Below are 26,618 nucleotides of genomic sequence, written 5' to 3' on the forward strand. Positions count from 1 at the left end.
GGGGCGGCGTGAACGGAAAAGTACGCGAAACCACCGTGGGCAAACGGCGACCCGGTCGTCTCAGCGGCGTGATACTGGTGCTGCTGTCCTTGGCGCTTGCCTTCGTTCTCAAAGGACATCGCTTCATACCCAACTGGGGATTCAGTCTTGGAAGCCTGGTCGAGACGTTTCTGCCGTGGTTCGGTCTGGCAGTGCCCCTACTGGTCGTCTGGGCTGCGATACGGCGTTCGATTCTGTCATTGATCGCGGTAGCGATACCCGCCGTCGTGTGGGGGCTCATGTTCGTCCCACTGTTGCCGGACAAATCAGAGGGTCCGGGCGATCTGCGGATCGTCAGTCATAACGTCGAGGCCGACAACCCCGAACCGTCTCGGACGGCCCAGGATTTGAAGGACACCGACGCCGATATTCTCGCCGTCGTCGAAGTGACGCCTGACGACCTGATGTACTACGACCAGGAACTCAGTGCGGAATATCCGTTTCGGGTCGAATTCGGTACCGTATCGCTTTGGTCGAAATACGAGCTCAGCGATGGATATCCGGTTGATCTGGGACTCGGCTGGACGAGGGCGTTTCGCGTGACGGTCCAGGTGGAAAACAACCCGGTAGCCGTTTACGTAGCGCACATGCCTTCGGTTCGAGTCAATACCACCGAAGGTTTCACGATTGAACAGCGTGACGTGGCCGCGCGTAGGCTCGGGACCGCCATTTCCAACGAGAACCTGGATCGGGTGATTCTTGCGGGCGATTTGAACGGAACCATGCAGGACCGGGCCCTCGCGCCGATTACCTACCAATTGCGGTCGGCGCATGCGGAAGCCGGAAAAGGATTCGGTTTCACCTGGCCGTCCAGCCTCCCTGCAGCCCGAATAGACCAGATCCTTTACCGAGGCCTGCATCCCACCGAATCAATCGTCGGTGATCGCACGGGTTCCGATCATTTGCCGGTCCAGGTAGACTTCCGATTGTAAGGACCGACGGTCTGACAATTAGAAAATTCCAATATGGCGCATGCAACCGATCCGGTTTCTCTCGCGTCTATTCAACGTGACAGACATTCCGCGTGTGCCAGGCCAGCAGGAGGGCCATATGGATGACGCCACCGAGATGCTGCCGACGCTCAGTGTGGACCCTCGGAACGCAGTCGATGTGGACGACACGGCGAACCTTCCATCGCAGGGTGAAGCTCTGATCGAACTCGATCAAGTGGGAATGACCTATCCCGGACCCCCTCCGGTTGAGGCGTTGAAACCAATCCGACTGCGGGTTTGGGAAGGCGAATACGTCGCCATCGTCGGCCCTTCCGGTTCTGGAAAGTCGACTTTGCTGAATCTCTTGGGGCTTCTTGACCGGCCGACGACCGGAACGTACCACCTGGACGGCAACGATACGTCTTCGATGAAGGAACGCCAGGTCACTCGGCTGAGAGCGGACAAAATCGGATTCATCTTCCAATCGTTTCACCTCATGCCACACCGCACGGCCAGCGACAATGTAGCGATGTCTCTAGTTTATAGGGGCATTCCACGTCGTCAGCGCCATGCGATCGCGGAGGAGAAGCTGGATCTGGTCGGGCTGTCACACCGCGTTAATGCGCTGCCCACGACATTGTCGGGTGGGGAACGTCAGCGAGTCGCGATCGCCCGCGCACTGGCTACCGAGCCGTCGATGTTGCTATGCGACGAACCGACCGGAAATTTGGACTCCAGTACCGCCGCGTCCGTGATGGAAACGATCGATCGCCTCCATGATGAGGGGTTGACGATTCTCATGATTACCCATGACAAGGACGTTGCGGATCGGGCGCAGAGAGCTGTGACGATACGAGACGGTGAACTCTTGGAAGGACAGGTCGCGTTACGGTGAGCCTCGGCCAAAACGTACAACGGTCCTAGTAAAACCGCAGGTCGATAAGTCTGCTCTCCACGCACGTGGAGGTCTACCAATACAGACACGTCACGTGCGGGACCGTGCTAACTGCTCTCCACGCACGTGGAGGTCTACCGGTCCGCGTTGCGGAGACAGGATCGGAAAACACCTGCTCTCCACGCACGTGGAGGTCTACCGGCCTCTTCGGACCCGAGCGGGCCGATCAACCCCTGCTCTCCACGCACGTGGAGGTCTACCGGTACCAGGATAGGCAGCAGCGGCCCCAACACCCTGCTCTCCACACACGTGGAGGTCTACCGGACCGTGCGGACGCAATGGGCGTCCTCATTCGCTGCTCTCCACGCACGTGGAGGTCTACCGACACCGATTACGGGCAGAGTCAAGCAGAGGTACTGCTCTCCACGCACGTGGAGGTCTACCGGCCGGTGTGCGGTTGGTGGAGACGATCGGCGACCTGCTCTCCACGCACGTGGAGGTCATCGACTATTCGACCCTCAGGTTCTGCAGAAGCTTTTCGTCACCGATGCAGTCGGTAATGCCGAACGGCAGCCGTCCGTGCAAGGCCAGCGCTAGGTCGGAGGCGGAGCCGGCTACGCGGGCTTGCAGTGAGCTGTCGTGGCGTGGTTCCTCGCTCAGAATGGCGATGGTTCCGCCGTGGAATCGGCCGAACCAACTGCGGTCGGCGTCCTGGGCGAACAGCTGCACCAAACCTTCGCCATGTGGATGGGGGTGTAGACCACGCCCGGTAGGGAGGAACGAATCAAGTGCCTCTTCAATGGTCGCGACGGCAATGGCCTGTTCGAGGGGTGCGGTAGTTCCTTCAGCCATCTGAACGTCCCAGCGCGCCAGAGCGGTGATCACCGCGCAGCGCCGGTACCAGAAGATCGCCTTGTCGCTGACCGGTGACCAGCTCCAGGCCGGTGATGCGGCGGGGTGTTCGGCAAAGGTCCGCAGCAGTCTCAACTCCGACGTGCGGAAGTCGGCGACGGCCGAGGTCGGGTTAACCTCACGTTCTTCGGGGTGCCCATTATGACCGGTCGTCAGGATGTCGGAGGTCCAATCGTAGACTGCCGCCAACTCCACCAGCGCGTCGGCGATGGTCTGACCGGGACGTGAAGGCAGTGCGGCTGAGATGTCCGAGTCGGTCAAGGCGCCGAGCATTTCTGCGGCTTCGTCACGGATGACCGCGACATAGTCCGTGATCGGAGACATACCTACCACCGTTTCATAGGGATTGACGACAGCTTAGGCTGGTGGAGTGACTGATGCCAGCCGTAACCCAGAAGATGCCGTGTCATCTACCGGCCAACCATTGGCCCACTATACAACCTTGCGAGTGGGAGGACCGGCAGATGAATTGGTTACGGCGGACAATTCCCTGGAGGCGCTCGCGGCCCTACGGGAAGCGTCAAACAGCCTTATCCTGGCGGGTGGCTCGAACCTGGTCATCGGCGACAGTGGTTTTGCCGGTCGGGTTGTGCACCTCGTCGACGGCGGTTTCACCGATCTCGACGGTGGACGGTTCCAGGTGGAAGCGGGTCAGAACTGGGACGAGTTCGTGCGTTGGACCGTGGAGAACGGTTACAGCGGTGTAGAGGCGCTGAGCGGTATCCCCGGCTCGGCCGGAGCCACTCCGATTCAGAACGTTGGAGCGTACGGCCAGGAAGTCAGCGAGACGATCGAATCCGTTCAGGTGTGGGATCAGAACACGGATGAAACGTACGTGTTGAAAGCACGGGATTGTGGATTTTCGTACCGTAACTCCATTTTTAAACGCAATCCGCGCTATTTCGTCATGACCGTTACGTTTGCCCTGGAACGGAGCGCACTGTCGCAGCCGGTGCGTTACGCCGAACTGGCTAAGCAACTGGGGGTCAGTCAGGGAGAGAAAGCCGAGGCGGCTGACGTGCGCGACGAGGTTTTGCGCTTGCGCCGGTCGAAGGGCATGGTTTTGGACCCCGACGATCACGACACCTGGAGTGCCGGATCGTTCTTCACCAATCCGGTGGTTGACAAGGTGGAGTTTGCCGAATTGGTGGATCGACTGGGCGAACAGCCCGTGCACCATGAGGTTGACGAGGGCATTAAGCTGTCGGCCGCCTGGTTGATCGGTAAGGCAGGGTTCCCCAAAGGGTACCGGCACGGTAATGCCGGACTGTCTACAAAGCACGTTTTGGCGTTGACGAACCGTGGCCAAGCGAGCGCGGCTGACATAGTTTCCTTGGCGCGCACTGTATCGGATAGCGTCTATCTTGACTTCGGTGTCCGCTTGCGTCCGGAGCCAGTATGTATAGGTATCAGCCTATAGGGAACGTGTTCATTCGTCGCGAACATGCTTGAATCACCGTTAAAGTGCATTGCCGATGGCCCCTTATGGTCTATAGAGTAAGACTCACCATATGACTCTATGAATTTGGGAGCTTCATGACCACGGCATACCCTTTGCAGCCGAACATTCACGGCGACACGATCGTGTTCACCGCCGAAAACGACATCTGGTCGACAACCGTCAACGGTGAAACGGCACGTCGCCTGACCAATACCCGTGGACGTAATTCTCACCCCGTCATCAGCCCTGATGGAAGCACCATTGCGTTCAAGGGTTCTGATGAAGGCCCCACAGAGATCTACACAATGGACATTAACGGTGGCCCGGCGGAGCGTCTTACCTACCAAGGGACGAACATCCACAGTCTGGCATGGAACCCGAGTGGAACGTCCATTCGTTATTCCAGCGACCACCACAACCTCAAGGCCGGGGACTACCATCTATGGGAGGTTCCCGCCGACGGCGGTCGGCCGGAACGGCTTCCGTGGGGACGTGGTCTCAAAATGGCCGAAGCCGAGGATGGAACGGTCGTCATCTCCCGCGGGCACCCGTCTCGCGGTGCCGCCTATCATAAGCGCTATCGCGGTGGAACGGCTGGACATCTCTGGATTAAACTTCCCGGTGATTCGGAGTTCCGGAGAATGACCGAGCTGGACGGTTACATCGAATCCCCCTGTTTTGTGGGAGAGAGGCTCTATTTCGTCTCCGACTCGGAGGGGTACGGAAACGTCTACTCCGTCAAATACGACGGAACCGACCTCCGTCGTCACAGCGATCATGCCGATTTTTACGCCCGTGGTCTCAGCACCGACGGAAGTAAGTTGGTTTACCACGCCGGTGGACAGCTCTACCTGGTCGATCCCGCGGTCGACGAACCCCGGCCCGTCGATTCCACGATCCCGTCTACCGAATCGCGCAAGGCCCGCCGCTTTGTGGATTCAGTGGAATTCCTACAGCACATCGCCCCGTCGTACGACGGCAAACGACTGGCCGTCGCGACCAGAGGGAAACTGTTCAACTTCCACACTTTCGACGGGCCCGTGTTGCAACTGGGAGAACGGGACGGCACCGCGTATCGCCTTCCCACCTGGTTGGCCGAGGACAATCACCTTCTGGCCCTTGCCAGTGACAAACAGACCGAGGAGTATCCGGTCCTCTTCGACGCCGATGGCAATGCCACTCGCATCGAAGGTGTGGACGAGGTCGGTCGTATCATCGAGATCATCGCCTTCCCCAAGGGAAAGAAGGTCGCGTTCGCCGATCACCGTGGTTCGTTGTTCACACTGGACTTGGAATCCGGCGAGGCGGCGCAACGGATCGCGTATACGCCCTTCGGCAATGGAATCAGGGACCTTGCGGTATCACCGGACGGCAAATGGTTGGCTTACGCCTGTGGTGTCGGTACCCCTGACGGGTATGAATCGATGAATCGAACCGAGGTGCACCTCTACGACATCGATAGTGGAGTCGAACATCAGGTGATGGACAACCTGGTGACCGAATACGCGCCCAGTTTTGACCCGCAGGGCAAATATCTGTACGTCATTTCCAACCGTGATTTCAACGCCTCCTACGACACCATTGATTTCGACCTCCATTTCGCAGAAGGTGCACGTCCGTACGCGGTCGTCTTGGATTCGCAGACTCCGGCACCGTTCGTACCGACTGGAGCCGACAAGGCCGATGACGAGGAGGACTCTGACGCCGAGTCGGAGGTCGAGGTAAAGGTCGACATCAATGGTCTGCGCTTGCGTGCCGTCGCACTACCTGTGGAGCCTTCCGGATATGAGGCGGTATTCGGCGCGAACGGGAAGGTGTTCACACTTTCACGGCCACCCAAACCGTCCAGTGCGGCCGCTATCTTCCAGACCACGCCGCCGGCGGACGGAGTTCTGCAGAGCATCGACGTGACGACCGGCAAAGTGGAGACCTTCGCCGACAACGTTACCGACGCTTGGCTCTCTGCCGACCACTCCACCTTGGTGTACCGCTCGGGCAATCGTTTCCGTTCGGTCGCCAGCGATGCCAAGGTTCCGGAAGGGGACGCCGTCGGTCGCGATACCGGCTGGGTCGACATTGGACGTGTGACGGTCTCGGTCCGCCCGACCGCCGAGTGGCCGCAGATGTTCGCCGAGGCCTGGCGTCTGCAGCGTGACCACTTCTGGCTGGAGGATGTCGGGGGCGTCGATTGGAACGAGGTCTTCGAACGTTACGCACCGTTGGCCGAGCGGGTGGGATCTCGTGCGGAGTTCTCGGATCTGCTGTGGGAGGTTCAAGGTGAAGTGGGTACCTCTCACGCCTATGAACTTCTGGGCGACTACGGTGACGCCGATCAGTATCCGGTCGGTTCGTTGGCCGCCGAGTACGAGTACGACGAGCGTGCCGGGCGGTGGACGATTGCCTCGTTCGCCCAGGGAGACACGTGGGCGGAGAGCCGTACGTCTCCGTTGACCCGGCCGGGAGTGAACGTCGAACCGGGCGATTACCTGTTGGCGGTCGACGGACAGGAGCTGGACGCCGATACACCGCCGGAGGCGCTTCTGGTGAATCGGGCCGGTAGCGAGATTCAATTGACCGTGCAGCACGGTTCCGAAGAGCCGCGCCGAGTCATGGTACGGCCGTTGCCCGCTGATAAGGGTGTCTTCTACCGCGATTGGGTGGAGAAGAACCGGGAGGCCGTACACAAGGCCACCGACGGGCGTGTGGGTTACCTGCACATCCCCGATATGAGCGCCGACGGGTTCGCGGAGTTCTACCGTGGCCTCATGTCGGAGATCTTCCGCCACGCTCTCATCGTGGACATGCGTTTCAACGGCGGTGGACACGTCTCTCAGCTGCTGTGGGATCGGCTCGAACCGAAGAGGCTGGCCCATGCGGTGTCGAAGGACTCGCGGCCCAGTCCGTTCAATGCGCCGAAACGACGCGGTCCCATGGTCGCCTTGGCCAATGAACACTCCGGTTCGGACGGAGACATCGGCCCCCTGACCTTCCGGGAACGCGGCATGGGTCCTGTGATCGGTACCCGGACGTGGGGCGGGGTCGTTGGAATCAACCCGAGGTTCCGGCTGTCCGACGGCACCATGGTGACGCAGCCGGAAGTAGCGATTCGTTTCAACAGCGTCGGATTCGGCGTGGAAAACTACGGAGTCGATCCCGACATCACGGTGGAGTACACTCCCGACGATTTCGCCTCGGGAGTTGACCGGCAGTTGCAAACCGCCATTGAGACGGTGGTGAAACAGTTGGCCGAGGACGGCTATGACAAGATCGAGATAGACGAGTACCCGTCAGTTACTCCTCCGGAACTGGGTCCGCGCCCTCAGGATCGGCGTTGACCGTACGGAGAACAGAGACCACCCAGGCCGGAAGGTCGAGATTCCTGGGTGAGACGCGGCGTCTATAATGAGGCACATTCAGACCGTTGTGGTGGCGGCTTTTTCATGCTGCCGCAACAACGGTGTATGCCCCCCGGTACGATGGCAGGCCTTCCTTAGGCTGGAGACGTATCGGAATTCAGTGCAAACGTATTCTCAACCGAGAAAAGGAAACCATGAAGAAAACACTCGGAAAGCGCGCATTGGCCCTGACCGGTGCGACCGGCCTGGCCATCAGCCTGGCGGCCTGCAACGGCGATGACAGCAGCGACGATTCGAAGGACAACAACGAAGAATCGTCCGCCAGCCCCTTCGAAGCGGTTCTGGCTTCGACGGACGGCTTCAAATCCGAAGCCTATGCGGCCACCATGGAAGCCACCTTGGAAGGTGAGCTGTTCATGTCCGGCAGCATGGAGTACGCCGATGACAGCAACAACTCCGCCGACATGGAGATGTACATGTCGGCAATGTTTGACATCATGGCCGAGTCGAACCCCGAGATGGCCGACATGATGGAAGACGAGGAAATGAGCGGCATGATGGATTCGATGTTCGCCGACACCTCCGTTAAGACCATTGTGTCCGACGGCGACATGTACATGCACATGAGCGGTGGAATGATGGACATGCTCGTCGAGCAGTACGGCGAGGACTACTGGATCCAGGTTCCTCCGGAAGAAGCCGAGCAGGCCTTGGCGATGGCCGAGGGTCAGCAGGTTGACATCGCCGGCGACGCCAAGTCGATCATTGAAGACCTGGAAGACGTCGAAGAGATCGAAGACGGCACCTACGAGGGCACCCTGGTCGAAGGCAGCGACGCCTACGACTCCTTTATGGGTGGAGAGGCCATGTCGGACGACACTACGAGCTTCGAAGACGCGACCGTGACCGTCGCCCTGGACGACCAGGACCGTCTGGACAAACTGAGCTTCACCACCACGATGACGGATACCGAACAGGGCCTGTCCATGGAAATGGACACCACCATCGACGTAACCGAGTGGGGCGGCGACTACGACTTCAGCGCGCCTGAGGGCAACGTCATCACTCAGGATGAGTTCGAAGACTTCGAGCCGTCCGGTCTGTAAAAAGGCAACCGGATTGCTGTGAAGTAATCGAATGTTGACTACGTAGGACCGCGGTTTCGTGACACGATCCGGCGGTCCTACTTTTTTATGTCAGCTGTGACCGTGATCGGTGACGACCACCAGGTCCGTATGCCGGCAGATCAGATCGTCGGAAACCGGACGACCCTGGAAACCGCTAAGGGCCCGCAAGCTTCGCTTGCGGGCCCTTTACGTCGTCTTAGTCGGTGTGTTCCATCGACTAAGTGGACAACTCTACCGATTGACTCGGCGCTCTACTGGTTCTCAATGACCTCGCGCATGAGACGAGCCGTTTCGGACGGGGTCTTACCGACCTTGACGCCCGCGGCTTCGAGAGCTTCCTTCTTCGAGTCGGCGGTACCGGCCGAACCGGAGATGATCGCACCGGCGTGTCCCATGGTCTTTCCGGGAGGTGCGGTGAATCCGGCGATGTAGCCGACGACGGGCTTGGTGATGTTGTCCTTGATGTACTCGGCGGCACGCTCTTCGGCGTCCCCACCGATTTCACCGATCATCACGATCGCCTTGGTGTCGGGGTCCTCCTCGAAGGCCTTGAGGCAGTCGATGTGAGTGGTGCCGATGACCGGGTCCCCACCGATTCCGACGGAGGTGGAGAAGCCGATGTCACGCAGTTCGAACATCAGCTGGTAGGTCAGCGTACCGGACTTGGAGACCAGGCCGATGGGGCCGGAACCGGTGATGTCGGCGGGAGTGATGCCCGCGTTCGACTTGCCGGGCGAGGCGACGCCGGGGCAGTTGGGACCCACGATGCGGGTCTTGTTGCCCTTGCTTTCGGCGTGGTTCCAGAACGCGACCGCGTCGTGAACCGGAATTCCCTCGGTGATGACGACCGCCAGCTCGATTTCGGCGTCCACGGCTTCGATGACGGCGGCCTTGCAGAAGGCCGGTGGCACGAATACGACCGATACGTTGGCACCCGTCTCGGCCATGGCGTCCTGAACCGAGGCGAACACGGGGAGGCTGGTGCCGTCCACGTCCACCTTGGTGCCCGCCTTGCGCGGGTTAACGCCACCGACGATGTTGGTCCCTGCCTTCAGCATGCGGCGAGTGTGCTTCATGCCCTCGGAACCGGTCATGCCCTGAACGATGACTTTACTGTTCTCATCTAGGAAAATCGCCATCGTTATGCCTCCTCATTGGCGAGCGCGGCGGCCTTGTCGGCCGCGGCGTCCATGGTGTCTACTTGAGTGACCAACGGGTGGTTGGCGTTGGTGAGGATTTCGCGGCCCTGTTCGGCGTTGTTGCCGTCGAGACGCACGACCAGCGGTTTGTTGACGTCTTCACCGCGGTCGGCCAGCATGTGGAGGGCCTCGATGATGCCGTTGGCCACTTCGTCGCAAGCGGTGATACCACCGAAGACGTTGACGAATACGCTCTTGACCTGCGGGTCGGACAGGACCACTTCGAGGCCGTTGGCCATGACGGACGCGGAGGCGCCGCCGCCGATGTCGAGGAAGTTGGCCGGCTTGACGTTGTTGTGCTTTTCACCGGCGTAGGCGACGACGTCGAGGGTCGACATGACGAGGCCGGCACCGTTTCCGATGATGCCCACTTCGCCGTCGAGTTTGACGTAGTTGAGTCCGGCTTCCTGGGCTTTCTGCTCCAGCGGGTCGACGGCGCTCTTGTCTTCGAACTCCGCGTTCTCGCTGTGGCGGAAGGTCGCGTTGTCGTCCAGAGTGACCTTGGCGTCCAGGGCGAGGACTTTGCCTTCCGGCGTCTGCACCAGCGGGTTGACTTCGACCAGGTTGGCGTCTTCGGCGACGAAGGCGTCCCAGAGTTTGACGAAGGTGTCGATCAGCTGATCGCGCAGTTCAGCGGGGAATCCGGCCTTGTCGACGATCTCACCGGCGATGTCGGGGGTAACCCCCACTCCGGCGTCGATCGGAGTCTTGACGACCTTCTCGGGGGTCTTTTCGGCGACCTCTTCGATTTCCACGCCGCCTTCGGTGGAGGCGATGCAGAGGAAGGTGCGATTGGCCCGGTCGAGGAGGTAGGAGAAGTAGTATTCCTCCGCGATGTCGGCGGTCACGGTCAACATGACTTTTTCGACCGTGTGGCCTTTGATGTCCATGCCAAGGATGTTCTGGGAGTGTTCCTTGGCTTCGGCGACGTTGTCGGCCAGCTTGACACCACCGGCTTTACCGCGGCCTCCGACTTTGACTTGTGCTTTTACGACCACCCGGTCGCCGAGCGAGTCGGCGAGTTTTTCGGCTTCTTCCGGGGTGGTGGCCACGCCGCCGTTTAGCACCGGCACATTGTGACGGGCAAAAAGGGCGCGACCTTGGTATTCATACAGATCCACTGTAGAGTCCGCTCCACTCGGTTGTCTTCTTCGACCTGACCGCCTCGGTTGAGACAGTCGGAGGCCGTCCCTGGGCTCACCGGCGTCGGCGAGGTTTCCGACCTGTCGGCCACCAGTGGCGAGACAGCCTATTTTTGCAGCGTAACCCTTGCAATAAAACCGCTGGTGAGGGGTTGGGTTCGGTGTGACTCGTTCGCGTTGGAGCGGCGGAAAAACATGTGATCTGGGAGGCAGTGCCGTGGAGTTTCGGCTGGAAGGGGCGTCGAGATCGTCGCTTTGAAGTGACCGTGGAGAGGCGAGCCGGAACGGCGATGAGTACTGAAACGTAAGGCGGGGGTTGGACGTACCCCTCAAACGTCCAACCCCCTTTTAACAGGCTTGAGCACACCCCTCAAATGCTCAAGCCCAATAGCACGATGCCATATCGCCACCCCTCATTCGATAGGGCATCGGCGTATTGTGGTCCAGCTCAATCTTTCGACCAATCGTTTGAAACGGGTCGGTGACCCCGATCGGCGCGGATTGAACCTTCGCACTGGATATATGAATAAAGTCTTGTGTTATGTGATGTCTATCCAATAGAACGAGGTGGTCCCCGCTGCGGTTACGGGGGTGGCGGGCTTTTAGGAGAAATTTTTTTCGATGTTGGAGGCGTCGCGATTCGACATGGAAAAGGCCCAGGTCCCCGCATGCGATGGGACCTGGGCCGTATTCGGGTCAGGTGGTCGGAACCGGCTAGGCGACGGTGGATTTTCCCACGTTGTCGCGTACCCAGGAACCGATCTCGGTAGTGGTGGCGCCAGGGCCGAAGATCTTGGCGACCCCGTCGGCCTCCAAAGCATCAGCGTCCTGTTCAGGAATGATGCCGCCGCCGAAGACGGTGATGTCGGCCGCGTTCTGCTCCTGCAACAGAGAGATAACGCGCGGGAAAAGGGTCATGTGCGCGCCGGAAAGGATGCTGAGCCCAATGGCGTCGGCGTCCTCTGACAGGGCGGTGGCGACCACCTGCTCCGGTGAATTGTGCAGACCGGTGTAAATCACCTCCATGCCGGCATCGCGCAGGGCTCGGGCGACGACTTTCGCTCCTCTGTCGTGGCCGTCGAGACCGACCTTCGCTACGACTACGCGAATGGGAGTTTGCGGTGACTCCTCATTCATTACGGCACCTCCTTGTGCGGACTTGTGCTAAATCGGGTGGGTGGCAGAGGGCGACTTTCGTCGCCGACGCCCAGCGGTTCGCGAGCCGGGTTGCGGCCCGTGATCGCATTCCCCTATGTAGTGATTCTAATGACCGTACGGCTGCTGCGGGGGCGGAGGTGGTGGTACCGCGCCGTTGGGAGGCGCAGCCCCAGGTGGTTGGCCGTACGAGGGTCCGGGTGGTCCGGGCTGTCCGGGTGCCTGAGGCGGCGGCATGGTTCCCTGCCCGGGAGGGGGCATCGCGCCCTGTCCGGGAGGCGGCATTCCACCACCGGCCATGGTACTCATCGACGGAGGTGCCCCGTTGAACCAGTTACGGCTGGCTTTATTGGAAAACAGGAGGTAGAAAGCCCAGCCGGTGGCCCCCATGATTCCCAGAATGGACATCAACCAGAGGAAGACCAAACCGCCGGGAAAGAAATCACTGAAGTTGAGGATGTGAAAGACCTGCTGCAATCCGATGAGTGCGTGAGCACCCAAGGCACCCACCGCGCCTTGACGGGTTTTCTTGGTCGACAGCATGCCGCGTGGCAGGACGAAACCGATGCCGACAACCATAAGAGAAAGCAACAGGTAGACGATGCTGAAAGAGGAAAACACGTCGTACTGTGCGAAGAAGATGAGTGCGGTGAAACCGAACAACGTCCCCGCAGCCCCGGCGATCAGGTTGAACATCCCCACCTTCTTCAGGGTCTCCTCCGGTCCGGTTCCCATTGGCGCGCCCATGGGCGGCTGCATTTGTCCCGGCGGTGGAGGCATCTGTCCGGGTGGCATACCGCCGGGCGGTGGACCTCCGACGGGAGGCTGCCCCGGCTGTTGCGGCGGAGCCTGAGGCATGCCGCCGGGCTGACCGGCCGGACCACCAGGTGGGGGCGACATTCCCGGAGGTTGCTGAGGGGGAAGGCCCTGCGGATTGGACGGTCCGGTGGGATTGCCCAAGGGGGACGGCGGTGGCGGAGGAGGTGCGCCGTCGGACGACCCGCCACCCTGAGCGGGGCGGATCTTCATGGTCGAATCGGAGACGTCGTCACCCGCCGACGGAGCGGCCGGTGTGTTGCCGCCGCCGGGCCTGAGCTTGAACGTGCCTCCGTCTTCCTCTTCATTGCCATTGTCTGGTTGGCTCATGATGTGCTGATTCTCCAAGCCGGTTGACGAACAGGTAGGTACGAACGCCTTGTACTCGCTCAAACACCATGTGGCGTAGAGTGTTCACGACGTCTCATTTCAGTTTACCGGGCCCCGTCATATCTTGCCGACCTCAGTCCGGGGTAGGCAACCCTCTCACGCGTCACTCGGCGCCGTCCGCGGACGTCTCCCCGTAACACGGTGGGCCCCACAGACCGAGCTCCTCCGAACGCGCCGCACCCTCGGCCGCCTGAAGTACATTATGGAGAGACACCGGGTTGTCCGGAATGTGGTAATACCGAGCCATACCGTCGCTGACCGCCTGCACCGAATAATTCATATTGTCGTCGGTGACAAGATAAGCCAACAGGCGATCGTACTGATCGTATTCATCGTGACCGGGGTCGGTGAACACATGAACCGTTTGATCGGCCAAGAGCTCACCGGCATACTCGGCCGCCTCCGGCCCCCAACACTCCTCGTCGCGATACCCCTCGACCTCAGGCGTATCGATTCCCAAGACCCGCACGGTCACCTCCTCACCGTCCAATTCCACCCGGACGGTGTCCCCGTCGATCACCGACTCGATCGTCGTCGTAGCCAGAAGATCGCCCGGGTAATCCACGCTCGGCGGCGACTCGCCATCCCCACATCCACCCACAAGAAGGACCGTCGCGACGGCGGCGGGAAATAGTTTAGTGCCCATACGTGTCAACACACCGTCGACGTTATGCCAAACTCAAAAACGTGGACGAGCATACAAGTCAAACGTCACTCGACTCACCGGAAACCGAAGCGGAGGCGCCCCGGCCGCGCCGTCCCGCGCCGCCCAGCAGAATCTCCCTCCTGCTGAGCTCCGCCCTGGCCACCAGCGGCTGGGCCACCATGGCCGTACTGTCGCCGCTTACACTCCTCACCGTCGTCCTCTGGGCGGTCAGCAACCGAGCCGGCAGCGCACTCGACGTCGTGTCACTCGCGCTAGGAACGTGGGTATCGGCTCACGCCACCCACATGACGGTAGCCGGACTGCCGTTGACCGTACCGCCACTACTACTAACCGTCCTCTGTGTCTGGAGAATCGGCAAGGCCGCCGCCGCGACCACACGCACCATCGGACCCCATAACTCCGCGGCCGTCCGCGCCGGAGCCGGAGCGGTCTCACTCGTCTACTTCTGCCTGTACACCGCCGCCGTACTGACCGCCCAATTCGGTCCCTTCGAATTCCATCTTGCCCACACCCTCATCGGCGGTGCCGTCGTTATCGTCGTCTCCGCGGCCATCGGAGCCAACACCGCTCTGGGACACCCACCCTGGATGGAGGTCTCCGCCTGGATGCGGCGGGCCTTCCGCACCGGAGCCCTTACCACCTTGAGCCTACTGGCGGTATCCGCTCTCGCCGTCGGCGTTTCGTTCGCACTCCGAACCGAAGAGACGGCCGACATCGTCGCGTACTACGGCGATCAAGGCTGGATCACCGTGCTTCTCAGCCTGCTGTATCTCCCCAACCTGATGATCTGGGCGCTCGCTTACCTGGTGGGTGCCGGTTTTTCGGTGGGGACCGACACCGCCGTCCAGATCGGAATGGTCGAAGCGGGGGCACTCCCCGCCGTCCCCCTGTTCGGGGCCGTGCCGGTCGAGCCGCTTCCGGACTGGGGTACCGCTATTGTCGCCTTCCCGCTGTTGTTGTCCATGGTGTGGGGAGTCATGCTGACGTATCGTTCACCCGATCTCCGATTGGCCCGAGTCATGTTCGCCGCCTGCGCGGCCGCCCTGTGGGCAACGTTGTTCCTCATGGGACTGTCCTGGTTGTCGTCCGGCGCGATGGGGAGCGAACGGCTCTCCGATATGGGAGCCGATCCGGTCGACGTCGGTCTCATCGGTGGGACGCAGATCCTGCTCGGCATGGTGGGGGCGTCCATGCTGGGCCGTCTGTTCGCCGTGCAACGTCAGGCCGTACGCCATGACGTCGTGCGCGCCGACACGGTTCCGATTCCCGAACAGACCGTCACCGTCGACGAAGAGTTAGATTGGGACCCGTGACTCATGAGCGATCCCACAGTCCCAAACGCGTCGTCGTGCTCCTGTCCGGTTCCGGCTCCAATCTGCAGGCCCTGCTGGATGCCGCCTCCGACCCCGACTACGGCGTCGAGGTGGTGGCCGTGGGCGCCGATCGTGGCGGAACCTATGGCGTGAAACGCGCCGAACGCGCCGGAGTGCCGACCTTTGTACGACGGCTGCGGGACTTCGACGATCGCCAGGAGTGGGACCGGTCATTGGCCGACACGATCGCGGACTATGAACCCGACCTGGTGGTATCGGCGGGATTTCTCAAACTGTTCGGCCCGATCATGTTGAACACCTTCCCCGGACGTGTCGTCAATACGCACAACTCCCTCCTACCGGCCTTCCCCGGCATGCACGGACCGCGCGACGCGTTCAACTCCGGGGTGAAACTGGCAGGAGCGACCCTGTTCTTCTGCGACCCCGGAGTGGACACCGGAGCGATCATCGCGCAGGTCGCCGTCCCGGTACTGGACGACGACTCGGTGGAGACGCTGACCGAGCGAATCAAGGAGGCCGAGCGTGACCAACTCGTCGAATGCGTGGGTCGTATGATGCGCGACGGTTGGACGGTGGAAGGCCGTCGGGTGCGGCTCGGAGCGTCGTCCTGATTGGTAGGACATTTGGGAACGCCTTGAACGCGAGGGCAATCCGCCTGCGCGGGACGGTGAGATTGAACCTCCCTCTCCGCGCGTGTTAGCCTGGAGGCGTCGCAACTGGCGGTGATCGTCCGCGCTAGGGCCCCGTGACATACGGACCGGGCAGCTCGTTGTTGAGTGGGGTCGTCGGAACGATCTGTGAGTGGAACAACCACTGGGGAGCGGCACTGCTGAACCAAATTACTGCGGTCGGACGCCTGGGTCGCAGTCTTTTTGAGCGAGCGAATCGCCTTCGAAGTGAAGGTGCCTCACAGAAAGCAGTGCGATGATGAGTGACTCCCGCGTTTTTTCTCCCGATTCTCCTACGACGGAACGCAAGCCGATCAAGCGTGCCCTCGTTTCCGTCTTCTACAAAGACGGCATAGTCGACCTGGCCGGTAGTCTGCACGGCAGCGGCGTCGAAATCGTCTCCACCGGATCGACGGCCCGCACCATTGCGGCGGCCGGAATCCCGGTCACCAAGGTCGAAGAATTGACCGGTTTCCCCGAAATCCTGGATGACCGCGTCAAGACTCTGCACCCCAAGGTTCACGCCGGTCTGCTCGCCGACGTGCGTCGTGAAGGGCATCGCGACCAGCTGGTCGACCTCGACATCGAAGCCTTCGATCTGCTGGTGGCCAATCTCTATCCGTTCTCCGAGACCGTGGCGGCGGGTGGCGACTTCGCCGACATTATTGAGAAAATCGACGTCGGCGGTCCGTCCATGGTGCGAGGAGCAGCTAAAAACCACGCGAATGTGGCGGTCGTCGTCGACCCCGAGCACTATCGCGACATCGCCGAGGCCGCCAAGAACGGCGGTACCACCGAGGGAGAACGCGTCAAACTGGCGGCCACCGCTTTCGCGCACTTGGCCTCCTATGACAGTGCCGTCGCGAGCTGGCTGGCCGAGCAGACCGAAACGTCCGGCTTGGCCGACTTCACCGCGCTGACGCTGTCGAAGTCGGCGGATTTGCGATACGGGGAGAACCCACACCAGGCGGCCGCACTGTACGAGACGCCGGGTGCGGACGCTGGACTTGCTCAGGCCGAACAGCTGCACGGCAAGGCCATGTCGTACAACAACTACACCGACACCGATGCGGCCTGGCGTGCCGCCCACGACTTCACCGAGCCCGCCGTGGCGATCATCAAACACGCCAATCCCTGTGGAATCGCCACCTCCGAGCGACTCGTGGACGCTTACCGGAAAGCCTTCGAATGCGATTCGGTCAGTGCCTTCGGCGGGGTGGTGGCCGTCAACCGAACCTTGGACTCAGAGACGGCCGAGCAGATCGCCGGGGTCTTCACCGAGGTCGTCGTCGCTCCCGACTTCACGCCCGACGCCCTGGAAACTCTGACGCGGAAGAAGAACATTCGCCTCCTCCGTAGTTCTTGGACCCCCGCTCCCCTGGAATACCGTCCGGTGTCCGGCGGCTGCCTGGTACAGGAGGCCGACCGGATTGACGCGGCGGGCGATGCGGCGTCGGAATGGACCTTGGTCAGTGGCGATCCGGCCGACGCAGCGACTCTTCGAGACTTGGAGTTCGCCTGGAGAGCGGTCCGTGCCGTTAAATCGAACGCTATTCTCTTGGCCGACGACACCGCCTCGGTCGGCGTCGGGATGGGCCAGGTCAACCGTGTCGATTCGGCCCGACTGGCGGTGCGACGAGCCGAAGAGCGCGCACAGGGGTCCGTGGCCGCCTCCGACGCCTTCTTCCCCTTCCCCGACGGGCTGGAGATCCTCCTTGAGGCCGGTGTGCGCGCCGTGGTGCAGCCCGGTGGATCAATGCGCGACGAGTCGGTCATCGCGGCGGCTCAGGCCGCCGGGGTCACCATGTACGTGACCGGAACCCGGCATTTCGCCCATTAACACGGTGGTCGCCTCGTTAACGGCGACGATGCCGACCGGTCGATGTCATTCTGCCGCGCGGCGTCGAATCGGCGTGGCACGCCCGTCAGTGTGCCACGCTGTCCACATGCTTCACGGTTTTAAGAACTTCCTGCTGCGTGGAAACGTTGTGGAACTGGCCGTCGCCGTGGTGATGGGGGCGGCCCTGACCGCATTGGTGTCGGCCTTCGGAGACGCCTTCCTCCTGCCGCTGATTACCTTGGTGACCGGCGGTGGTGAGGCGGGTGGAAGTTTCTCGATCAACGGTACCGAATTCGCCTACGGAATCTTCCTCAGCCAGGTCATCGTCTTCATCCTCACCGCGGCCGCCGTATACTTCGTCGTCGTGGTCCCGTTCAACAAGGCCCGGGAACGTTTCGTCACGAAGTCCGAGGAGACGGTGCTTCCCGATCCGCAGTTGGAAGTGCTGACCGAAATTCGCGACCTCCTGCGTGAACGCGGCCAGGCGAACTCCCCGAACGGCGACGACGCGTAACGTTCCCGGAATCGGTCAGGAATCGACCTTCGGTTCCCAGACCATTTCGGCCCCGCGTGTTCCGACCTCGAAGAGCATCCAGCCCGCGAGGAGGATCAAGGCCAGCGTAATGAGGCCGAGCATGAACATGATGAGCTTGCGGCCTTTGGCGGCCGGGTCGCCGGTCTCTTTCGGCTCGCTCTCACTTTCGGGAGTTTCCGGCGATGTCGCCGGCAGGTTGTTGCGGCGAACCCGGTCAAGGGTGGCAAAGAGCCACCAGATCGGAATCAGACCGACGAGTACCCAGAACAATCGGTTACCCCAGTCGCTGTGGGCTTGGATCGGATCGCTCCACTCTCCCGGTGACGGGCTGAGAAAGTCGGCCAGGTCGCCACCGCTCCAGATGGCGAGGAATACGCTCGCCGGAGCCAGCAGGGTCAACGTCGCGACCAGCCATCCGATCCGGCGACGCACCGGAGGAATGAACAGGTACAGCAGTCCCAGTACCAGCAGGATCGGTACCAAGACGATCGGTATGTGAACAGCCAAGGCATGTATGGGCAAATCCAGGACGGTAGTCATGTCTTCAGCATACTTGTGGAAAACCCTCATGTGGCAATTGATTCACCGAGAACCCGACTATGCCGAACCGCCAATCCCAAGGACGCCACCACCAGCGCGAGGAGTACCCACGCCAATGTGTGCATTCCGAAACCGGCCACACCGGCGGCCACGATCGGCCCCAGAGTAGCGCCCACATAATTGATGAACATCGCCCCGGAATTGGCGCTGGCACCGAATTGCGGGGCGATCCGCATGGCCGATTGCAGAATGGCGGGGTTGGCGATGCCGGTAGAGGCCAAGAACAGGGCGGCGGTGATTCCCAGCAAGACCGGGTGAGGAGGAGCGATCGCCATGGTCAGGACGGCCGCCCCGGCGACGACGAGCGAGCCGAGGATTTGCGCGTTGAGGGAGAAACGGCGGAGAACGATCGCTACGAGGGGTACGAGGGCGAGGAAGGGTAGTGCCACCGCGCGCAGGGCCAAAAGCTCGTCGGAGTCGGTCACGATGCCGGTCAGCTCGAATCCGGTGAAGACGGCGACTCCCACCGTCATGGGGAGAGCCATGACGAAGTACAGCCGTACCAGGGAGGCGTGCGTGAATACCTGCGGCAATTGCCCGATCGACTTCCATATCGAACCGGTGAAGTGAGGCCGATCGGCAATCATGACCGAGCGCAGTGCCACCGCCAGTGCCAGCAGGCCGAGAGCGGACAGGTACCAGACCGCCTGGCGGTTCACGTGATCGGTGAGATACTGACTCGCCATCTGTGCCACGATCACCGCACCGATGAATGAGGTGAGAACGGCGGTGGCGGCGATACCACGGTGGTGCGGTCGCAGATGCCGTCCGATATAGGTCATGACGGAAGGCGCGAACGCCCCGGTAGTCAATCCTTGTACCACCCGAAGCAGGAGTGCGAGGCTATACCAAGGGGCAAGACTGATCAATAGAGTGACCACTGCGGCGGCGATCATGCCTATGGACGACCAACGGCGGAATCCGAATTTGTTCGACCCCGGGCCGGAGACGAGCATACCGACCGCATAGCCGATGGCGAAGGCACTGAGGGTCCAGGCCATGGCGTGTGGGCCTACTCCCCAGTGCTCTCGCAGTTCGTTGAACTGAGGAATGATGGTGTACATCTGTCCGGTAGTGAGTAGAGCTCCGAGGGTGAACACGGGGAGCGCCAGGGTGAAGGAGCCGTAGGCATCGGTCTCCTCCGAGACGGGTGAATGCTTTTCGCTAAGAGCCATGGCGACGAAGGTACGCCGAGGGGGCGGGTAGTGTCAACTAACTAGTTGGTTTTTAGCTGTGCTAGTATTCACGTTATGGGACGTAGTGCTGAAACTCGAGAAACCCTGCTGGAAGCTGCGCGGACGGAATTCGCGCGCCATGGATTGGCCGGTTCAAGGGTTGACCGCATCGCCCAGAGTGCGGGCGTCAATAAGGAGCGAATTTACGGTCTCTTCGGTTCCAAGGACGGGCTGTTCAACGAGGTACTGATTCAGGCCATGCGGTGTTTCGTGGAGGTGGTCAATCCCCTGGAAACCGATGGCACCGCCGCCGAATACGTGAAGCGACACTACGAATATCATCGCGACCACCCCGAGTTGTTGCGTTTGTTGTTGTGGGAGGCCCTGGAAGACGGCCGTGACGCCCCGCGTGACATCGACAATTGGCGTCACGAGTATTACCGGGACAAGGCCGATGTCAGTATGGCGAGATTCGGGGCCGCGGACAAGGCGACCGCCGCTCGCCTGACGTTCTCCCTGTGTGCCTTGGCCAGCTGGCCCAATGCGGTACCGCAGTTGCGTGACTTGATGTTGGGCGACGTTGCCGATGACGAGGAGGCGCTGGAACGTTTCCTCCTCGACTTCAGTCGGCGTGCCACTGCGGAGGAGACTCCGAGCGACGAGGCCTCCTCGGTCGACGAGGCGGTCGCCGAGCTCGAACGGGCGCAGCGGGCCGAACGTCAAGCGCGGGAGCGTTTGGCCCGTACGATGCGGCGTGACAATCGACAGGGTGTCAGTGCCAACCGGCTGGCGCGGCAGGCGCGCGGGGTGGTGTCGCGCCCGGTGGTATTGCGGATGTTGTCCGACGACAGCGGCGAATTATCCGGTTAGCGGCCCATGAATTGGTCTCCGTAGGTCATGACCGCCTCGGCGATGAGCTGCACGGCGATTCCGGCCAGCAACATACCCGAGATTCGCGTCAGAACTTCGATGCCGCCCTTGCGCAGGACGGCGACCAGGAGGTTTGAAAAGCGCATGACCAGGAAGATGATGAGGTGGATGGCAACGATCGCGATGGCGATACCGAGGTACTCGAACGTTGAGGCCGCCTCGTTGACAAAGAGGATGACGGCCACGATGGCCCCGGGTCCCGCCAGCAGGGGAGTACCGAGCGGAACCAAGGCGATGTTCGAGGTGTTGGCCGTCTCCGGATCGTCGGCCTGCCCGGTGAGCAATTGGAGCGCCACCAGCAGTAGGAGGAGACCGCCAGAGGCCTGTAGGGCCGCCACATCGATGCCCATATAGTTCATGATCTGCTGTCCCACCACGGCGAAAAGCGCGATCATTCCCAGTGACAGCCCCGTTGCCTGAATGGCGGCCTTGCTTTTCTGTTTCTTATCCATAGCGCTGGTCAGCGCCAGGTAGATAGGAACGATCCCCGGGGGGTCGATGATGACGAACAAGGTGACAAAAATAGGTAGAAATGCTTCCGGTCCCACTCCGAAAGTATCCCATTCCACAGAAACAACGGGCCGTTTTAACGCGCAGACTGTGTCACTCGTATCGCACTATTGGTGTAACCGTCATCAAATAGCGGTGAAGCCGATCTCCCCAGGCGGACATGTGAGCAGAGATATGTCGCCGCGTCGTCCAGCGGCATGACGGGGCGGGTATGGGGGAGGGGTTAATCGGATTTAGGCGTCATCGGCTTTGCTGCGCTGCCCTTCCGGGCCGTCGTTTCCCAGCAACTCGATTTCTTCCTCTTCTTCTCGTTCGTCCACGGCCTCGGGCTCGTACATCTCCTCGACCATCTGCAGATAGAGCTCATTGGGATTGGGCAGATGCGCGACTTCGCGTAGGGCCTGATCCTGACCGGCGGACTCCACGATGAAGGTGCCGTAATTGAACATGCGTCCCATGGGGGTCTGGGCGTACTTCATGTCGGTCACACGGGCGAGCGGCATCATGGCCACCTCGCGAGTGACGACACCCTGCACCAGCATGATGCGTTTATTGGTGAGAATGAAGCGGTCCATGTACCAGTCGATGAGTTTCCAGCCGATGATACCGAGGAACACCAGCCAGACGCCGATGGTAATGCTGAGGGCCATGTCGCGAGCGTCGGATTCCCATCTGAGGAAGAGGCCCGCTACGAAGCCCAAGGTCAGTGTGCTGAAGGCACCGATGATGTACCAGGGGAGAAGGTGTACCCAGTGCCGTCGCCATTCGCCGCGGTACTTCTCGGTCGGGAACAGGTAACGGGCGGAAACTTGAGACGGGACGTCTTTACGTACAGGGCCGCGCATCCCGGCGAAGATTCCGGCTGTCCGGTCGTCTTTTTCATACCGGAGGTCTTCGAGATCGTAGTCGTCCAGACTATCGCGTGGTGGTGGGGGAGAGTGCGGCTCGGAATCCGGTGAGCCCGAGCCGCCGGGACCTGTATGGGTCATCGGGTCAGGTCACCAGGCCCGTGAAGAATGAAGCGAAACCATTGGCAACATCTCCCATGCTGCTGGCAAGTGACACGACGATATCGGTGGCGTCATCGGGCCTCATCGCGATGAAGAACACCAGGAACGCCAGACCGCCCCAGGTGAGAATCTTTTTCACCATTACTCGTTCCTCCTGTTTCAGGCTTGCATCGAACAAATTGTACATATGCAAGCCCCTGAGTGCATACTGAAACGGACTGAGCCTCAGGGTGTTCAGGCCAGACCGATGATCTCATCACCCCAGCCTATAACCTTTCAGCTCAAAACTCCAGACCCAGTGTACGGTTCGAGAGAGTCCTTTTCGCATTGTTCGGTAATTACACGGCCACCAAGCTTGTCGTACAATCGACGTTTCCCGCCGGTCATGGTATTGCTTGCCCGCAAACCCGCGCAACGAGAACGTCGACCGACGATTCACCTGTTCCGCGGACGGATGAATGCCGTTGGTGAGCAATACATCATGTGAACTCCAATCTCGATGTGAGACCGTCTCCCTTGCGTGCTTGCGACGTGCTTGGCGCGGTTGCGAAGTACGTCGGTCAAGCGGCGACCGGGATGTCGATCCAAGCCGATCCACACTCGAATCAACACCGCTCATTTTCGAACCCTACCTGACGTCACCTGATCCTGGCTCAATGTAGGTATAAAGCCTCGGCTCTGACCAGGTAAGTGTTCACTATCCGACACCGAAAGTGAGACAGAGAGGTCGCTCCACCTACGTGAGAGCGACTCGCGCGTGGCGTATCACCGTCGATGACGGGAAGATGTCGTTTGCGCCCACCCGGCGGGAGGCGTTAAGTCGAAAAGACGTGTTGGCGAACCCAACTGTGCATGGCTATTCCACTGGCGACACCGGCATTGATCGACCGTGTGGAACCGAATTGGCTGATGGAACAGACGAGGGTGCACACGTCCCGAACCTCCTGGGACAGACCGGGACCTTCTTGTCCGAAAACGAGCACGGCGTGCTGTGGCAGGTCGGCCGTCTCGATGGGTACGGACCCGGGGAGGTTGTCGATGCCCACCACGGCCAGATCATTGTCCTTGGCCCAGCGGGTAAACTCCTCCACCCGTTCGTGGTGCGAGACGTGCTGGTATCGGTCGGTGACCATGGCGCCTCGGCGGTTCCAACGTCGTTTGCCGACGATGTGCACCCCTTTGGCGAGAAAGGCGTTCGCATTACGGACGACCGTTCCGATGTTGAAATCGTGCTGCCAGTTTTCAATCGCGACGTGGAAGTCGTGCCGGTAGCGGTCCAGGTCGGCGACGATGGCCTCCCGATGCCAGTAGCGATACTTGTCCACCACATTGCGGCGATCGCCCTCTTGCAACAGGTCGGGATCGTAATGCTCGCCGTCGGGCCACGGCCCTTCCCAAGGGCCGACTCCGACTTGGAGCTGATCGTCGTTTGGCTTCTTCTCGGCTTCACTGGTCACCGGTCAATTGAAGCACCCGGTCGCTCGACTGCCAAATCGTCCCGCACACCGTCTACGTAAAAGTCGCCCCGGGCTGCTACGGGGGAAGCAACCCGGGACGATTCAACCATCATAATCCCTGCAAGAATGTGACTCACATCCAGTGTCTAGATGAAAGTCGTTGTGCGACAAAGGAAATGAGTAATCAACTGTTGTTGATTACTGACTTGAAGTGACGCAGGCGCTGTGCGTTCGTGACCACCGATACGCTCGAGAACGCCATGGCAACCCCGGCGATCATCGGGTTGAGCAGGCCAAACGCAGCCAAGGGGAGAGCCAGAGTATTGTAACCGAAGGCCCAGCCCAGGTTCTGCTTGATGTTACGCAGCGTCCGTCGTGACAGAGCCAAGGCGTCCACCGTCACCAAGAGGTCACCGCGCACGAGCGTCATATCACTGGCGGCGATCGCCACATCCGTGCCCGTTCCCATGGCAATTCCCAGGTCAGCCTGGGCGAGAGCGGCGGCGTCATTAACTCCGTCACCCACCATCGCCACAGTGGCCCCCTCCTTCTGGAGCCGTTCGATCTCTGAGAGCTTATCGGCGGGACGTACCTCGGAGATGACGTCGTCGATCCCCACGTCTCGGGCCACCGAATCGGCAACCTGAGCGGAATCGCCGGTCAACAATACCGGTCGCAGCCCCATCTCCCGGAAGTGGGAAATAGCCCGCGTGCTGGTCGGCTTAACGGTGTCGGCGACCGCAACGGTGCCGACGACCTCGCCGTCCACACGCACCTCCACCACGGTGTGCGGTGAATCGGCGGAGGCCGAATCGCTCAGACGCCCCACGGCGACACGCTTGTTCTCCACGGTGCCCACGACACCCTCACCGGGTTCGTTCACAAAATCGACGACCTCCGGCAATTGACCGGTCTTGTCGGCCGCCGTACGGGCGATGGCAGTGGCGATCGGGTGCTCACTGGCGTTTTCCACCGCTCCAGCCAAACGCAGTACTTCGGCGTCGGTGTAGTCCACGACCGTCATCGTTCCCGTGGTGACGGTTCCGGTCTTGTCCAACACGATCGTGTCGACGCGACGGGTTTGCTCCAGCACCTCCGGGCCGGAGATCAGGATGCCCTCCTTCGCCGCGCGGCCGGTCCCGGTCATCAGTGCCATTGGAGTCGCCAACCCCAAGGCGCAGGGGCAGGCGATGACCAGGACCGCTACGGCGGCCCCGAAGGCATGGCCCATGCCGCCGACGAACAGCCAGGCGATCAGAGTGGCGATGGCCAGCAGTATGACCAGTGGAACGAAGACGCCGGAGATCTTATCGGCCAAACGCTGCGCGGAGGCCTTCGACGCCTGAGCGTCTTCGACCATCTTGGCCATCTGTGCCAACTGGGTGTCGGCCCCGACGTTCGTCGCCCGAACTGTGAGGCGTCCCGAGGTATTGACCGTCGCGCCGGTGACCGTGGACCCCTCGGTCACCTCTACGGGAACCGATTCCCCCGTCAGCATGGACTCGTCCACGGCACTGGCTCCGGCCACCACCGTTCCGTCGGTGGCGATCTTTTCGCCCGGACGGACGACGAATTCATCGCCCACGGTCAGTTGACCGACCGGAATACGGACTTCGGAACCGCCACGTAGCACGGCGACGTCCTTGGCCCCCAGTTCCATCAGCGCACGCAACGCGGCACCGGCCTGTTTCTTGGAACGGTGTTCCAGGAACTTACCCAGTAGAACGAAGGCGGTGACGCCGGCGGCCGCTTCCAGGTAGATGTTTCCGGCCGCATCACCCGAACCGGCGGTGAGGGAGAAGGGGTGGCTCATTCCCGGCTCCCCGGCGGTGCCGAAGAACAGGGCGTACAGGGACCACAGGAATGCGGCGAGCGTCCCCATGGAAACCAGGGTATCCATGTTGGCGGCCCCGTTTCGGGCGTTGATCGCGGCGGAGCGGTGGAAGGGGTATCCGCCCCACACCACGATCGGTGCGGTGAGCGTCAACGAGAGCCATTGCCAATTGGTGAACTGTAGGGCGGGAATCATGGCCAGCGCGATGACCGGGACGGCCAGTGCGATGGAGATGAACGCACGTTGCCGCATCGTGTCCAGTTCGTCGTGGTCGGATGTACCGGACGTGGTCTCCTCGTCTTCAGCGGCCTGATCGGACGGGTCGGGAACCGGGCTGGCGTTGTACCCGGTCTTTTCGACCACCGAGATCAGGTCGTCGGCGGAAACCTCGTCGGTGACGGTCACCTGGGCCTTTTCGGTAGCAAAGTTGACACTGGCCTCTACGCCGTCGACTCGATTGAGTTTCTTCTCGATTCGATTGGCGCATGCCGTGCAGGTCATGCCCTGGATGTCGAGGTTAATCAAGTTGCTCATACCGCCACTATACCCCTAGGGGGTATCAAATGCAAGTACCCCCTAGGGGTATACTTCAAGAAGGTCGGCGGCGTCCCTGGGATGAATACCTTGGGGGTGGAGGACCGCCGATGTAGACGT

General features: G+C 61.1%; 23 protein-coding genes and 1 riboswitch. Of the genes, 10 read left to right on the top strand and 13 right to left on the bottom strand.

From position 1 onward, the window contains the following. The first annotated feature begins 8 nt into the window (after positions 1-8). Both HALAL_RS0107765 and HALAL_RS0107770 read left to right on the top strand, forming a co-directional pair. Positions 9-971: an endonuclease/exonuclease/phosphatase family protein gene (locus HALAL_RS0107765; protein ID WP_025273458.1), complete on the top strand. Its 963-nt coding sequence runs from the start codon at positions 9-11 to the stop codon at positions 969-971. A 241-nt stretch (positions 972-1,212) separates the two neighbouring features. Further along, on the top strand, positions 1,213-1,866 hold the full coding sequence (locus HALAL_RS0107770; RefSeq protein WP_051463056.1) for an ATP-binding cassette domain-containing protein: 654 nt from the start codon (positions 1,213-1,215) through the stop codon (positions 1,864-1,866). 507 nt (positions 1,867-2,373) lie between these two features. Here the strand turns inward: HALAL_RS0107770 and HALAL_RS17530 are convergent. After that, positions 2,374-3,102: a maleylpyruvate isomerase N-terminal domain-containing protein gene (locus HALAL_RS17530; protein ID WP_025273460.1), complete on the bottom strand. Its 729-nt coding sequence runs from the start codon at positions 3,100-3,102 to the stop codon at positions 2,374-2,376. A 79-nt stretch (positions 3,103-3,181) separates the two neighbouring features. Between HALAL_RS17530 and HALAL_RS0107780 the strand changes: the two genes are divergently transcribed. From HALAL_RS0107780 to HALAL_RS0107790, 3 genes are all read left to right on the top strand, one after another. Further along, positions 3,182-4,198, top strand: a complete 1,017-nt coding sequence (locus HALAL_RS0107780) for a UDP-N-acetylmuramate dehydrogenase (protein ID WP_025273461.1) — start codon at positions 3,182-3,184, stop codon at positions 4,196-4,198. 116 nt (positions 4,199-4,314) lie between these two features. Next, positions 4,315-7,554, top strand: coding sequence for a S41 family peptidase (locus HALAL_RS0107785; RefSeq protein WP_025273462.1), 3,240 nt, complete (start codon positions 4,315-4,317; stop codon positions 7,552-7,554). A 215-nt stretch (positions 7,555-7,769) separates the two neighbouring features. Then, complete coding sequence (locus HALAL_RS0107790; RefSeq protein ID WP_025273463.1) at positions 7,770-8,681, top strand: hypothetical protein; 912 nt, start codon at positions 7,770-7,772, stop codon at positions 8,679-8,681. Positions 8,682-8,953: 272 nt separating this feature from the next. Here HALAL_RS0107790 and sucD read toward each other — a convergent pair whose 3' ends face one another. The 5 genes from sucD to HALAL_RS0107815 all read right to left on the bottom strand — a co-directional run bounded on the left by sucD (position 8,954) and on the right by HALAL_RS0107815 (position 14,050). Then, positions 8,954-9,841, bottom strand: a complete 888-nt coding sequence (gene sucD, locus HALAL_RS0107795; RefSeq protein WP_025273464.1) for a succinate--CoA ligase subunit alpha — start codon at positions 9,839-9,841, stop codon at positions 8,954-8,956. A 2-nt stretch (positions 9,842-9,843) separates the two neighbouring features. Beyond that, a complete protein-coding gene (sucC, locus tag HALAL_RS0107800; protein WP_025273465.1) occupies positions 9,844-11,022 on the bottom strand; it encodes an ADP-forming succinate--CoA ligase subunit beta in 1,179 nt (392 codons plus the stop codon). 735 nt (positions 11,023-11,757) lie between these two features. Beyond that, positions 11,758-12,180 (bottom strand): coenzyme B12-dependent isobutyryl CoA mutase small subunit, encoded by a 423-nt coding sequence (gene icmB / locus HALAL_RS0107805; protein WP_025273466.1) that lies wholly within the window; start codon positions 12,178-12,180, stop codon positions 11,758-11,760. 126 nt (positions 12,181-12,306) lie between these two features. Continuing rightward, the gene (locus HALAL_RS19185) at positions 12,307-13,344 is read right to left on the bottom strand and encodes a reticulon family protein (RefSeq protein WP_025273467.1); all 1,038 of its coding nucleotides are present in this window, start codon (positions 13,342-13,344) and stop codon (positions 12,307-12,309) included. 163 nt (positions 13,345-13,507) lie between these two features. Continuing rightward, positions 13,508-14,050: a thermonuclease family protein gene (locus tag HALAL_RS0107815; RefSeq protein WP_025273468.1), complete on the bottom strand. Its 543-nt coding sequence runs from the start codon at positions 14,048-14,050 to the stop codon at positions 13,508-13,510. A gap of 41 nt (positions 14,051-14,091) precedes the next feature. Here HALAL_RS0107815 and HALAL_RS0107820 point away from each other — a divergent pair, with 41 nt between their 5' ends. From HALAL_RS0107820 to mscL, 4 genes are all read left to right on the top strand, one after another. Then, a complete protein-coding gene (locus HALAL_RS0107820) occupies positions 14,092-15,384 on the top strand; it encodes a cell division protein PerM (RefSeq protein ID WP_156937663.1) in 1,293 nt (430 codons plus the stop codon). Beyond that, the gene (gene purN / locus HALAL_RS0107825; protein WP_025273470.1) at positions 15,381-16,016 is read left to right on the top strand and encodes a phosphoribosylglycinamide formyltransferase; all 636 of its coding nucleotides are present in this window, start codon (positions 15,381-15,383) and stop codon (positions 16,014-16,016) included. The genes HALAL_RS0107820 and purN overlap by 4 nt, the downstream gene beginning before the upstream one ends. 91 nt (positions 16,017-16,107) lie before the next feature. Then, a riboswitch (ZMP/ZTP riboswitch) is annotated at positions 16,108-16,274 on the top strand. A 58-nt stretch (positions 16,275-16,332) separates the two neighbouring features. Beyond that, entirely contained in the window at positions 16,333-17,913 is a 1,581-nt protein-coding gene (gene purH, locus HALAL_RS0107830) for a bifunctional phosphoribosylaminoimidazolecarboxamide formyltransferase/IMP cyclohydrolase (protein ID WP_025273471.1), read from the top strand. A gap of 106 nt (positions 17,914-18,019) precedes the next feature. Beyond that, a complete protein-coding gene (mscL, locus tag HALAL_RS0107835) occupies positions 18,020-18,427 on the top strand; it encodes a large conductance mechanosensitive channel protein MscL (RefSeq protein ID WP_025273472.1) in 408 nt (135 codons plus the stop codon). 15 nt (positions 18,428-18,442) lie between these two features. Here mscL and HALAL_RS17535 read toward each other — a convergent pair whose 3' ends face one another. Together HALAL_RS17535 and HALAL_RS0107845 are read right to left on the bottom strand one after the other, a co-directional pair. Then, positions 18,443-18,988, bottom strand: coding sequence for a hypothetical protein (locus HALAL_RS17535; protein WP_025273473.1), 546 nt, complete (start codon positions 18,986-18,988; stop codon positions 18,443-18,445). A gap of 26 nt (positions 18,989-19,014) precedes the next feature. Continuing rightward, positions 19,015-20,223 carry an MFS transporter gene (locus HALAL_RS0107845; protein WP_025273474.1) on the bottom strand — a complete coding sequence of 403 codons (1,209 nt, stop codon included), beginning with the start codon at positions 20,221-20,223 and terminating at the stop codon, positions 19,015-19,017. A 75-nt stretch (positions 20,224-20,298) separates the two neighbouring features. On the opposite strand from HALAL_RS0107845, the gene HALAL_RS0107850 reads away from it, so the two are divergent. Continuing rightward, complete coding sequence (locus HALAL_RS0107850) at positions 20,299-21,093, top strand: TetR/AcrR family transcriptional regulator (RefSeq protein WP_025273475.1); 795 nt, start codon at positions 20,299-20,301, stop codon at positions 21,091-21,093. On the opposite strand, the gene HALAL_RS0107855 is transcribed toward HALAL_RS0107850, so the two are convergent. The 5 genes from HALAL_RS0107855 to HALAL_RS0107875 all read right to left on the bottom strand — a co-directional run bounded on the left by HALAL_RS0107855 (position 21,090) and on the right by HALAL_RS0107875 (position 26,498). Further along, complete coding sequence (locus HALAL_RS0107855) at positions 21,090-21,701, bottom strand: MarC family protein (protein ID WP_025273476.1); 612 nt, start codon at positions 21,699-21,701, stop codon at positions 21,090-21,092. The genes HALAL_RS0107850 and HALAL_RS0107855 overlap by 4 nt on opposite strands. A gap of 195 nt (positions 21,702-21,896) precedes the next feature. Beyond that, positions 21,897-22,652 (bottom strand): PH domain-containing protein, encoded by a 756-nt coding sequence (locus tag HALAL_RS0107860; RefSeq protein WP_025273477.1) that lies wholly within the window; start codon positions 22,650-22,652, stop codon positions 21,897-21,899. Positions 22,653-22,656: 4 nt separating this feature from the next. Beyond that, on the bottom strand, positions 22,657-22,815 hold the full coding sequence (locus tag HALAL_RS18820) for a hypothetical protein (RefSeq protein ID WP_169732421.1): 159 nt from the start codon (positions 22,813-22,815) through the stop codon (positions 22,657-22,659). A 673-nt stretch (positions 22,816-23,488) separates the two neighbouring features. Beyond that, on the bottom strand, positions 23,489-24,130 hold the full coding sequence (locus HALAL_RS0107870) for a TrmH family RNA methyltransferase (RefSeq protein ID WP_025273478.1): 642 nt from the start codon (positions 24,128-24,130) through the stop codon (positions 23,489-23,491). A gap of 184 nt (positions 24,131-24,314) precedes the next feature. Further along, positions 24,315-26,498, bottom strand: coding sequence for a heavy metal translocating P-type ATPase (locus HALAL_RS0107875; protein ID WP_025273479.1), 2,184 nt, complete (start codon positions 26,496-26,498; stop codon positions 24,315-24,317). Positions 26,499-26,618: the final 120 nt, after the last annotated feature.

Source organism: Haloglycomyces albus DSM 45210 (assembly GCF_000527155.1).
Taxonomy (GTDB): Bacteria; Actinomycetota; Actinomycetes; order Mycobacteriales; family Micromonosporaceae; genus Haloglycomyces; species Haloglycomyces albus.